Source organism: Lachnotalea glycerini (genome assembly GCF_003201285.1).
GTDB lineage: Bacteria > Bacillota > Clostridia > Lachnospirales > Lachnospiraceae > Lachnotalea > Lachnotalea glycerini.
Window position 1 is genome coordinate 458,196 of sequence record NZ_QICS01000002.1, and the last position, 12,026, is coordinate 470,221.

At 34.3% G+C, this 12,026-nt stretch carries 12 protein-coding genes and 1 other annotated feature; of the genes, 10 read left to right on the forward strand and 2 right to left on the reverse strand.

Going from position 1 to position 12,026, the window contains the following annotated elements; genetic code table 11:
- Positions 1-3: 3 nt before the first annotated feature.
- The 3 genes from C8E03_RS06505 (at position 4) to argR (ending at position 2,165) form a co-directional block, all read left to right on the forward strand.
- Positions 4-1,251 (forward strand): helix-turn-helix domain-containing protein, encoded by a 1,248-nt coding sequence (locus tag C8E03_RS06505; RefSeq protein ID WP_170122917.1) that lies wholly within the window; start codon positions 4-6, stop codon positions 1,249-1,251.
- Positions 1,248-1,625 carry a methionine--tRNA ligase subunit beta gene (gene metG / locus C8E03_RS06510; protein WP_278321172.1) on the forward strand — a complete coding sequence of 126 codons (378 nt, stop codon included), beginning with the start codon at positions 1,248-1,250 and terminating at the stop codon, positions 1,623-1,625. The genes C8E03_RS06505 and metG overlap by 4 nt, the downstream gene beginning before the upstream one ends.
- 63 nt (positions 1,626-1,688) lie before the next feature.
- Positions 1,689-2,165, forward strand: a complete 477-nt coding sequence (gene argR / locus C8E03_RS06515; protein WP_094379436.1) for an arginine repressor — start codon at positions 1,689-1,691, stop codon at positions 2,163-2,165.
- A 59-nt stretch (positions 2,166-2,224) separates the two neighbouring features.
- On the opposite strand, the gene C8E03_RS06520 is transcribed toward argR, so the two are convergent.
- Positions 2,225-2,647, reverse strand: coding sequence for an aspartate carbamoyltransferase regulatory subunit (locus C8E03_RS06520; protein ID WP_094379434.1), 423 nt, complete (start codon positions 2,645-2,647; stop codon positions 2,225-2,227).
- Positions 2,648-2,657: 10 nt separating this feature from the next.
- Complete coding sequence (pyrB, locus tag C8E03_RS06525; protein WP_094379432.1) at positions 2,658-3,572, reverse strand: aspartate carbamoyltransferase; 915 nt, start codon at positions 3,570-3,572, stop codon at positions 2,658-2,660.
- Between the two features lie 441 nt (positions 3,573-4,013).
- Between pyrB and arcD the strand changes: the two genes are divergently transcribed.
- The 7 genes from arcD to trpC all read left to right on the forward strand — a co-directional run bounded on the left by arcD (position 4,014) and on the right by trpC (position 12,016).
- Positions 4,014-5,435, forward strand: a complete 1,422-nt coding sequence (gene arcD / locus C8E03_RS06530) for an arginine-ornithine antiporter (RefSeq protein WP_110290576.1) — start codon at positions 4,014-4,016, stop codon at positions 5,433-5,435.
- An 88-nt stretch (positions 5,436-5,523) separates the two neighbouring features.
- Positions 5,524-5,752, forward strand: a binding site (T-box leader).
- Between the two features lie 201 nt (positions 5,753-5,953).
- Entirely contained in the window at positions 5,954-6,997 is a 1,044-nt protein-coding gene (locus tag C8E03_RS06535; protein ID WP_094379428.1) for an ABC transporter substrate-binding protein, read from the forward strand.
- 28 nt (positions 6,998-7,025) lie between these two features.
- The gene (locus C8E03_RS06540; RefSeq protein ID WP_094379426.1) at positions 7,026-7,904 is read left to right on the forward strand and encodes an ABC transporter permease; all 879 of its coding nucleotides are present in this window, start codon (positions 7,026-7,028) and stop codon (positions 7,902-7,904) included.
- Entirely contained in the window at positions 7,897-8,670 is a 774-nt protein-coding gene (locus tag C8E03_RS06545; protein WP_110290577.1) for an ABC transporter ATP-binding protein, read from the forward strand. The genes C8E03_RS06540 and C8E03_RS06545 overlap by 8 nt, the downstream gene beginning before the upstream one ends.
- Before the next feature lie 580 nt (positions 8,671-9,250).
- Positions 9,251-10,660, forward strand: a complete 1,410-nt coding sequence (trpE, locus tag C8E03_RS06550) for an anthranilate synthase component I (RefSeq protein WP_110290578.1) — start codon at positions 9,251-9,253, stop codon at positions 10,658-10,660.
- On the forward strand, positions 10,657-11,226 hold the full coding sequence (locus tag C8E03_RS06555; protein WP_110290579.1) for an anthranilate synthase component II: 570 nt from the start codon (positions 10,657-10,659) through the stop codon (positions 11,224-11,226). Before trpE ends, C8E03_RS06555 begins: the two co-directional genes overlap by 4 nt.
- A 10-nt stretch (positions 11,227-11,236) precedes the next feature.
- Positions 11,237-12,016 (forward strand): indole-3-glycerol phosphate synthase TrpC, encoded by a 780-nt coding sequence (gene trpC, locus C8E03_RS06560; RefSeq protein WP_110290580.1) that lies wholly within the window; start codon positions 11,237-11,239, stop codon positions 12,014-12,016.
- The last annotated feature ends 10 nt before the right edge of the window (positions 12,017-12,026 follow it).

Sequence of the window (12,026 nt, forward strand, 5' to 3'; positions counted from 1 at the left end):
GCTATGACGAAAGAGGTAGTAGAGGTTCAAACACAGTACTGTTCTAGTATAGATATTAAAAAAATATGTTCCTTTGATTATGAAATAATTGATGAGAAAACAAACCCTTTATATCATCAAAGTCCGCGTTTTCTCTATATAAAAAAAGGAAAAGGAAAAATGATGGTAGATACTGAATTATATGAGCTAAAACCTGATTGTCTGTTATCCATCTTGCCATGGGACTGTACGGAAATTATTGAGGTGGAAGAGACACTTCAATATGAAATAATAAAATACAATTATGATATTGTAAGTAATATTTTAAAAGCAATAAATTATCAAGATGCTCAGGAAAAACCAATTTTAAAAAAGTTTGAAGAATCACCGGTCATTTTTGTGAGAGAGGAAATAAAGGAGGAAATACTATATTTATTTGATAAATTGAAAAAGGAGGTTGGAGTAGAATCTTTGATGGAATTTCCCGAAACACAAAATTATAGGGAAATCTATATTGGCACATTGTTATCAGAATTAATTGTTTTGTTTTGCAGAGAGATTGATGGGCAGAGACAAGTACCCACGACTTTAGCAAGGCCAGATGATAAAAGAAGTCTTTTGCTTCGATATATTTATATGCATTTAAGTGAAAAAATAACGCTGGATCGGATTTCAAAGCAATTTTATATGAGTAAATCCTCTATCAGCAAATATATCATGGATAAAACGGGATTATCATTTAATGAACTGATTAATGAGATGAGAGTTACAAAAACTGTTAATTATCTGCTCTACACAGATTTTACATTAGAAGAGCTGGCACCGATACTTGGATATGTTGATGCAGCACATATATCAAAAGTGTTTTTTTCAAAAATGGAGGATAAGATTGGTAATTATAGAAAAACATATCAAAAGGTTCTTAATACAGCTCATGTACGGGAAAATAAACAAGATTACCAGATTATAAAATACATATCAGATAATTTTACAGAAGAAATAGCTGCTAGATCAGTTGCCGATCAATTTCATATATCGCTGATTGAGCTGAATAAAATACTTGTGATACATCTGGAAAAAAATTTTTACGAATACCTTAACCTTCTTAGAATCAATAAAGCTTGTGAATTATTAATAGAGTCAGACATGTCAATTACAGATATTGCAATTGAGGTAGGATACAATACTGTTAAAACTTTCCGAAGAAATTTTGTACAGCTTAGACATAAAACACCTGGAGATTTTAAGAAAAATACTCGTATTCAAGAATAGAAGCAGAAAGAAAGGCGAAAACAACCATGACAAAAACTAAAAATGACAGTATTATTACTTATAACGATTACATGAAATTAAATCTTAGAATTGGAAAAATTATTGAATGTGAAGAAGTTAAAAAATCAAAAAAATTACTCTGCTTTAAGGTACGTATAGGAAATAGAACAAGACAAATTTTATCCGGCATTAAAGGATATTATGAAATGGATGAATTGGTAGGAAAGCAGGTTCTGGTTTTGGAAAATATTCAACCCGCTACAATGGCAGGAATGCAATCGGAAGGGGTTATCTTATCTGCGGAAGACAGTGAAGGGAATCTGGCGCTTTTGGTACCAGATAAAAATGTAGATACAGGTGCCGAAGTATATTAGAAAAGTCTTTGTCTTAAATGGCTGAATGGATAAAGTGAATCGATAAGAGAGGATAAATAATCTATGATATATATAAGAAACAATGATAATATAAAAGAAGAGAGACAAAAAATTATATTAGAATTAATTAAAACAAATTCTGTATGCACACAAGAGGAACTGAGAGATTTATTGATTGACAAAGGTTATGAAACAACTCAAGCAACTGTATCAAGGGATATCAGGCAACTAAATCTTGTAAAGGCTGTCGGACCGAATGGAGAATACTGTTACAGAAGAGGGAAACAGTCAGATCAGTATTATATGTCTCACAAATTTTACTCGATTTTTATGGCTGCAGTAAAAGAAGTGTCTTATGCAGGAAATCTTGTAGTTATAAAATGTGAATCAGGAATGGCGAATCCTGTCTGTGTCATTTTGGATAGTTTCGAATGGCGTGACATTTTAGGAACAATTGCAGGAAACGATACAATATTAATTGTTGCAAAGGACGCAGAGTCTGCAGGAAATATGTCAAAGCAGTTTAAAAATATGATGTAATTAAAATATCAGATAAAATAAATGAGAGGATTCGCTTTCGAATCCTCTATGGTCTATTTTTATTTTGCTGCTTTTTCCTCACAATAATAACAGCGATAAATTCCTTTTTCCTTGTCTGCTAATGTAAAAATATGTTCTAATTCTTGTTCAATAGATGTAATACAGCGTGGATTCTTACATTTTATTATGCTATGAATCTCATTTGGTAAATCCAATTTCTTTTTTTCTAAAATTTTATTGTCTTTAATGATATTAACTGTTATGTTCGTATCAATATATCCAAGCAAATCCAGATTTAAATCAAACACATCATTAATTTTAATAATATCTTTTAATCCCATAACCTGACTTTTTACATTTTTAATAATAGCAACACTGCTGCTTACATGATCTAAATTTAGTTGGTGGTAAATTTCCATGGCCTTTCCAGCCTTGATATGGTCTAATACAATTCCGTTTTCAATACTATCAACCTTTAACATGGTAATCCTCCTATTTTAAATTTAACAGTTTTAGCATTAATGCCATTCTTACAAATTTACCGTATTCAACTTGTTCAAAATACTTTGCCCTTGGATCATGATCTACTTCAGTGGAAATTTCGTTCACCCTTGGGAGGGGGTGCAGTATGGATAAATCTTCTTTTGCGTGATTTAATTTTTGCAGGTTTAAGATATAGCTGTCCTTTAAGCGAATATAATCAGCCTCATTAAAAAAACGTTCTCTCTGTACTCGCGTCATATATAAAACATCTAAGTCAGCAATACTGTTTTCTAAGTCAGTTGTTTCCACAAAAGGAATATTATTTTTTTGTAACACTTCTTCACGTATATAGCTTGGAATTTTTAGTTCGTCAGGAGAAATTAAAATGATTTTGATATTATCATAGCGAGATAGTGCTTTGATAAGAGAATGAACAGTACGTCCAAATTTTAAATCGCCGCAAAAGCCAACGGTAAGAGAATGGAGTCGATGTTTGATTTCATAGATGGTTAATAAATCAGTTAGAGTTTGTGTTGGATGATTATGTCCGCCATCGCCTGCGTTGATAACTGGAATATTTACATGTAAAGAAGCTACTTTAGATGAACCTTCCTTGGGATGTCTCATTGCTATAATGTCTGCATATTTTTCAATCGTTCTTGCGGTGTCTGCAACACTCTCTCCTTTCGCGGCGGAACTTGAATCAGCGGAAGAAAAACCAATAACACTGCCTCCAAGCTCTAGCATAGCGGCTTCAAAACTTAAACGAGTTCTGGTGCTTGGTTCAAAAAACAAGGTGGCAAGCTTTTTACCTCTACAGATAGAAGAATAAGTCTCACGATTCGCAATAATATCTTCGGATAATTTTAAGATATCATCAATCTCTTTTACACTTAAGTCCATTGGGTCAATTAGATGCTTCATAGGGCAAACAATCCTTTCTTGTATGAAATATAAGTCTTATTTAAATAAGACTGGACAAATTTTTTCTATTATAACTAGAAAAATGTATAATGTCAACAAAAAAATAAAATAAAATTGTTAGATATATATAATAACAAATATTAAAAGGGAAAAAAATTGGCGTATGTATTGTAAAAAATGAATAAATAAATTAAAAAACATAACATATTTTATACATCTTATAAATGAATAAAATTAATTTAATTATCTTTGTGATGAAAGATATAAGCATAAATATTCAATGTCGTGTATAGAGAAAAATATTAATATTCGACAAAACGCGGCTTATATATACAAAAAAATTTCTTTTTTCCGTCAGTCAAAAAAAAATGATTTTTATTATGATTAATAGTGATAAAAGGTTCTAAAAAAAAAGAATATATTGTAGGAGGAGAAAAGAATATGCCAGAAGAAACTAAAAAATTAGGGGTTGGTGCGCTGGTTGCCTTGGTTGTCAGTTCTTCAATCGGTAGTGGTATTTTTGGAATACCTACAGATATGGCGGGAACTTCCAGTCCGGGAGCAGCAATTATAGCATGGATTGTTGTTGGAATCGGTGCGCTTCTATTATGTCTGTGTTTTACAAATTTAATTGCGAAAAGACCTGATTTGAGTGGTGTATTTAGTTATGCAGAGGCAGGGTTTGGACCATTTGGTGGATTTATCAGTGGCTGGGGATATTGGCTTTCTGCATGGTTAGGAAACGTTGCGTTTGCTACGATGATGATGAGTGCTGTTGCGTATTTTATTCCAGCTTTTGGAACAGGACAGAATATATTGTCAATCATAGTTGCCAGCATCGTGCTTTGGTTCATGTGCTTCATTGTCAATAAAGGAGTCGAAAGTGCGGCAATATTAAATGTAATTGTTACGGTTTGTAAATTAGTACCGCTGTTTTTATTTAATGTGATTGCTATTATAGCTTTCAAAGCAGAAATTTTTACTGCAGATTTTTGGGGAACTGTATCAGGTAATTTTGAACTGACAGATGTATTTGGCCAGATTCAAAACAGTATGATGGTACTTATGTGGGTGTTTGTTGGTATAGAAGGTGCTGCAATGCTGGCGGATCGTGCTAAAACAAAAGCTGTTGCTGCAAAGTCTACTGTAATCGGATTAGTTTTATTGCTGGTAGTATATACTTTAACATCTCTGCTACCTTATGGCTTAATGACTAGAGATGAAATCGTGAAATTAGGACAACCTTCTTTGGGCTATATATTAGCAGATGTTGTTGGACCATGGGGGGCAGCATTGATTAATTTAGGATTAATTATATCAATATTTGGCTGTTGGTTATCGTGGACTATGCTTCCTGCAGAAACTACATTATTAATGGCAAAAAGAAATCTTCTTCCAAAGAAATTTGGAGAAGTAAATGAGGCTAATTCACCAACGTATTCATTAGTCTTTATGACTATATTAACGCAGATATTTATTTTTACACTACTATTTACTGAAAAAGCATATAACTTTGCATATTCATTATGTACTGCAGCCATATTTGTATCTTGGATTATGGTAGCTATGTATCAAGTGAAATATTCTTATCAGCATCGGAAAGAAAAAGGAGAATCATTACAATTAGTAATTGGGCTTATCACATGTATTTTCTACGGTTGGGCAATTTATGCCAGTGGTTTTGAATACTTTTTGCTTTGTTTTACAGCTTACATATTAGGTATCTTCTTCTACTATCAGGCCAGAAAAGAAATTAATGAAGAAAAGGTATTTAATTTTAAGGAATTATTTACAGCAGGTGTTATCAATTTTGGAGCATGTATAGCTATTTATCTTTTAGTAACTGGTAAGATTGTTGTTTAAAAAAGGAATTAAGTATAGAGATTTTTAGGTATTTAAAAATAAGGATTGACAAAGTAAAATTTAATATGATATAACATAACTATCATATTAAAAACCGTTGAGAAAGAATAGTAGATTTTAAATGACATTACAGAGAGTCGCAGGTGGTGGAATGCGATATGAAATTTTCAATTGAATGGGCTTTCGAGGGCAACCTGAAATAATAGTAGGCGTTGACGGGAGGATGCACCTGTTACAAAGGCATAGCATATGTTAGTATGTTAGTAAAGAGGACATTAGTCAATTTGAGTGGTACCGCGGATATATCCGTCTCAAGCAATAGCTTGAGGCGGTTTTTTTAATATCATGGGAAATGACTTCGAATTTCCTATGATATAATAGGCACTCCGTGAAGAATGCGCACGAATGTAAGCGGAAGATGTCACTATGTGTCTAAAATGCGTACTTTGTGGATTAGATATGGTTTTAAATCACTTTGGTGTGCGAGTGTAATAGAAAAGAGGAAAAAGGAGAATATTATGAAAAAGTTAAACAAAGCAGCTGCCTTGCTTTTAACAGCAGTCTTGTCATTTACAATGGTAACTGGATGTAGCAGTAATAAGGAAACAAAGAATTCAGAGACTTCAGTTGAAAATACTGATAATACCTCTTACACAATTGGAATTGGACAATTTGCGCAGCATGCATCGTTAGATAATTGTCGTGAGGGATTTATTGAAGGGCTCAAAGAAGCCGGAATTGAAGAAGGTAAGAATCTTACCATTCTTTCTGATAATGCAAACGCAGATACAGGGACGGCAGCACAGATTGCAGATAATTATGTGTCAAATAAGGTTGATTTGATCTGTGCAATTGCAACGCCTATGGCACAAAGTGCATATGGGGCAGCTAAGGATACCGATATCCCGGTAGTTTATACAGCCATTACAGATCCGGTTGCAGCAGAGCTTGCAAATGCAGATAAAACATCAACAGGTAATATTACAGGAACTAGCGATAAATTACCAATTAAACAACAGTTGGATATGATAAGAAAAATGCTTCCACAAGCAAAAACAATTGGAATTATGTACACAACAAGTGAAATCAATTCAGTGGCAGCGGTTGAGGAATACAAAAAATTAGCTGGTGAATACGGTTTTGAAATTGTAGAAAGTGCAATCGCAACCGGAGCAGATATTCCGTTAGCAGCACAAGATTTGGCAGGTAAAGTGGATTGTATTAATAATTTAACAGATAATACAGTAGTAAGTGCTTTACCAGTTATTTTAGCAGAAGCAAACAGCAATAATGTTCCCGTTTTCGGAAGTGAAATTGAACAGGTTAAAATAGGATGTCTGGCTACGGTAGGACTGGACTATTTTACACTTGGGAAGCAAACAGGGGCTATGGCGGCTAAAATTTTAAAGGGAGAAGCAAAGGCTTCGGAGATGCCGTTTGAAGTAATTGAGGAAGGAAGCTTTTATGCAAATACTGCAGTTGCAGAAGCACTGAAAATTGAAATACCAAAAGAATTATCAGATAAAGCGGTTGAGACATTTACAACTATAGAAGAAAACTAAGCGATGGAGCTTTAAAGGAGCGTGTAGAATGCTAAATAGTATTTTGATACAGGGATTCATATTTGCCATTATGTCATTGGGAGTTTACATCACTTATAAAATTCTGGATTTTCCTGATTTATCGGTTGATGGAACCTTTCCACTGGGAGCGGCAATTACGGCAATTCTGATAGTAAAGGGTGTGAATCCATATATTACTTTACTTGTGTCTTTCTTAGGCGGAACCATTGCAGGCATGATTACAGGCATCATACATGTAAAATTAAAGGTAAGAGATTTGTTGGCAGGAATCATTATGATGACTGCATTATACTCTATTAATTTGAGAATAGCTGGAAAAGCAAATGTAGCCTTTACAACTAAGGACACTATTTTTACAAAATCAATATTCAGAGAACTTTTACGAGGAGTGAGTGGAAAAACAATTACTCTAATTGTTCTGGTCATGATTGTTCTGCTTCTAAAAATCGTAATAGACTTTTATTTAAAAACACGGGCAGGATATTTATTAAGAGCAGTGGGAGATAATAAAACCCTAGTAACCACATTGGGTAAGGACATCGGACTTGTGAAAATTATTGGTTTAAGCCTTGCAAACGGTCTTGCTGCTTTGGCAGGTTGCATTTATGCACAGGAAGAAAGATATTTTGATATCAGTATGGGAACCGGAATGGTAGTAATTGGCTTGGCAAGTGTAATTATTGGTATCAATGTGTTTGAGCGCTTTGACAAAATAAAGCCGACTACCGCAGTGATTGCTGGTACGATTCTATATAAGGCATGTTGGGCATTGGCAATCAAAAAGGGACTCAGTGCGAACGATTTAAAGCTTGTAACTGCTGTATTGTTCCTGATTATTTTGGTATTGACACAGGAGAAGAAAAGGAAGGTGAATAAAAATGCTTGAATTGAAAAGCATAAGTAAATATTATAATCCCGGAACGGTGAACGAAACCTGCCTTTTTGATCAGTTTAGTATGAAAATTGGGGATGAGGAGTTTGTATCTGTAGTAGGAAGTAATGGATCAGGAAAGACCTCTATGCTGAATATTATTTGCGGCAGCATACCGATTGAACAAGGACAGATTATTCTGGATGATAAAGATATTTCTAATTTAAAGGAATATAAAAGACAGCAGATTATAGGAAGAGTATATCAAAATCCAGCAATGGGTACCTGCCCTAATATGACCATACTTGAGAATATGTCACTGGCAGATAATAAGGGGAAACCCTTTAATCTGAAGCTTGGAACGAATAAAAAGCGTATTGATTTTTATAGAGAAAGTTTAAGAGAATTAAATTTAGGCTTAGAGGATAAGCTGGAGGTTAAGGTAGGGTCTTTGTCCGGAGGGCAGCGTCAGGCAATGGCACTTTTAATGTCTACACTTACTTCGATTCGGTTTTTAATTCTGGATGAACATACTGCGGCACTAGACCCAAAAACTGCTGAAATTATTATGGAGCTTACAGATAAAATAGTTAAAGAAAAAAGACTCACAACAATTATGGTAACGCATAATTTAAGATATGCAGCAGAGTACGGAAACCGTTTAATCATGATGCACCAGGGTGAAGCGATTGTTGATAAGGCAGGGAAAGATAAGACAGAGATTAAGATGGAAAGCATCTTAGAAAAATTCAACCAGATTAGTATTGAATGTGGGAATTAAATAGGAAATTAGTACGTTCATATGCTTTCAAAAAAACGCGTAACAAGTTAATAAAAATTATATAAATAAATTAAAAAATCATTTGTATCTTGACACAACTAAATTGCTGTGCTAGGATGTGAATAAATATAAAAAATCGATGATCAAAGAGAGTACTTATGGAAGGTACATTACAGAGAACTGGGATTGGTGAGAACCAGAATGGAGAACCATAAGGAATGGGTTTGCTAGATGCAAGGTGAAAGAAATTCAAGTAGCTGCAGCCGTGACCTCACGTTATAGAGGAATAATATCGAAGCGAAGCTTCCGTATTGTAAATGAGTCAGGTATGAATTGGTGGCAGATATATTATCCGATTGGAGAATATGTCTTTTTTTTATAGAAAAGACTCCTTTATTAACATATTAAAGTAGGGTAATTCTATAGAAAAACTATGTTTTTAAAACAGCCAATTTTAAACTTGAGAAAATGGGTGGTACCACGTAAACACGTCCCTGTTACTAGATAATAGTAGCAGGGATTTTTTTATTCATGACAAGTGAAACGATTTATCGTTTCAACTGGGTTAGGAGGAGACAAAATGAAACGAATCTTTAGAGCATATAAGAAAACAGTGAGCATTGTTAATGAAACGGCGGTTGGCATATTTGAGGGACTGGCCGAAAGGAACATAGGGTTTTTATTAGAGAGCTATGATAAAAATAATGGTAGGTACACCTTTTTTGGAGTAGAACCAGAAGAGCTTATTACCTCACGAGGAAATAATTTAGTAATTAAAAGCAAGGACGGCAGTGAGAGGATATTAAAAGGAAATCCAGTTGAGCAGCTTAAGAGATACTACTCCGAATTTGAAATAAGAACAGAAGGATGTGAATTAGCTTTTACAGGTGGTTTGGTAGGAAGTTTGGGTTATGACTTTATAAGATATACAGAGGAATTACCAGATGAGAATGAAGATGAAATAGGAATTGAAACAATACAGTTTATGCTGGCTACAACATTTATTGTCATAGACCATGTTGCAGAAACTCTCACGGCTGTGGTATTGGAAAAAGATAGTGAAGAAGGAAAGCGAAAGGGGAAAAAAAAGGCCGAGAATTTGATTCAGACAGCCGTTTCTAATATGGTAATCAAAGAAAACAATTTTGTTCATGATGGAATTATTATTCATAAATCCGATTCCTTAAAGCAGTACAGCAATAAAGTAGAAAAAATTAAGCATTATATTAGAGAAGGACATATTTTTCAAACGGTGCTTTCACAGAGATGGACGATAGAGACAAGACAAACAGGTTTTGAACTATATAAGGAATTGAGATTATTGAATCCATCGCCATATTTATATTATTTTAAGTTTGAGGATTTTGAAATGATTGGAAGTTCACCAGAGATGCTGGTTAAGCAGGTAGATAATAAGGTTTATACCTGTCCGATAGCAGGAAGCAGAAGAAGGGGGAAGGATGAAAAGGAAGATGAGCAATTAAAACAAGAGCTTTTAAAGGATGAGAAGGAAAGAGCCGAGCACGTTATGCTGGTAGACCTTGCAAGAAACGATATGGGCAGAATCGCAGAATTTGGAAGTGTCAAGGTTACACAGTTTATGGAAGTTCAAAATTATTCTCATGTTATGCACATTGTATCACTTGTGGAGGGAAGAAAGAAGGGAGAGTATCATCCAGTTGATTTAATATCTTCTTTTTTACCGGCAGGAACCTTAAGTGGTGCACCAAAAATAAGAGCGATGGAAATTATTGATGAATTAGAAGAAGTAAAAAGAGGCTTATATGGTGGAGCAACGGGCTATTTTGATTTTAACGGCAATATGGATTTTTGCATTACCATTCGAACCATGATTAAAAAGAATAACAAAGTATATTTGCAGGCGGGAGCAGGAATTGTTGCTGATTCTGTTCCAGAGAGTGAATATGAGGAATGCTGCAATAAAGTAATGGCACTTGCTAAAACGTTGGTTGAGGAGGAGAAGCTATGATACTTTTAATTGATAACTATGATTCATTTACTTTCAACTTGTATCAATATTTAGGAATTTTTGCAGAGGACATCAGGGTGGTAAGAAATGATAAAATAACCATTGAGGAAATAAAAGCTTTAAATCCTGATAAAATATTAATTTCTCCCGGTCCAAAGAGTCCGAAAGAGGCGGGGATTTGTTTGGAAGTAATTCGATACTTTTATGATAAAAAGCCAATTCTTGGAATATGCCTTGGACATCAATGCATTGGAGAAGCACTAGGAGGAACGGTAGGTTATGCAAAGGAGCTATTTCATGGAAAACAATCAGTGATTGAGCATGATAAAACAAGCATATTTACTGGAATCGATACACCGATTCAGGTTGCGAGATACCATTCTCTTGCAGTACAATCAGAGGATTTGCCGGACTGTTTAAAAGTATTGGCAACAACTAAGGATGGAGAAATTATGGCAATGAAGCATAGAAAATTTCCTGTAATAGGACTTCAGTTTCATCCGGAATCCATCTATACCGAACATGGGAAGCGGTTAATTGAGAATTTTGTAAACGGCATTATATAAGGAGGTAATTATGATTTTAGATGATATTGTTGCATATAAAAAAAAGCGTCTAGCAAAGAGCAAACGAAAAATCAGTGAGGATGAAATGCGTTTACTTGCGGCATCTAGTGATAGAAACTCAATTAGCTTTTACGATGCATTGGCAAAACCCGGACTTTCTATCATAGGAGAATTTAAAAAAGCGTCGCCGAGTATGGGAATTATTAACAGTAAAATAGAGCTTATAGACAGAATTGATCAATACAATGAGGCGGTAGATGCCATTTCCTGCTTAACAGAGGAGGATCATTTTAATGGAAATATCGAATATTTAAAAAAAATCCGTGGAATGTCATATTTACCAATTCTGCGAAAGGACTTTATTATTGATGAATATCAAATATATGAAGCCAAAATAATCGGTGCCGATGCGATTCTTTTAATTGCGGCAATTCTGAATGATGAAACAATGAAGCAATTCTATGATTTAGCCTATCGGTTAGGTATGGATGTGTTAGTTGAGGTGCACGATGAGGAAGAAATGAAACGTGCTCTTAATTTAAACTCCAGAATAATTGGAGTGAATAATAGAAATTTAAAGGATTTTACAATTAGCCTAGAGACGACAAAACGTTTATCTGAAATGCTTCATTCCGAAATTGTTTTTGTGTCGGAAAGTGGTGTGACGACAGAAGAGGACATTGAGTTTTTAAAAAGCTGTAAGGTAAATGCCCTGTTAATCGGTAGAGCCTTTATGGAATCTGAAAATCCAAAGGAGTTGGCGAATAAGTGGAAAGATCTATTTCATTAAGAGGAGGTTA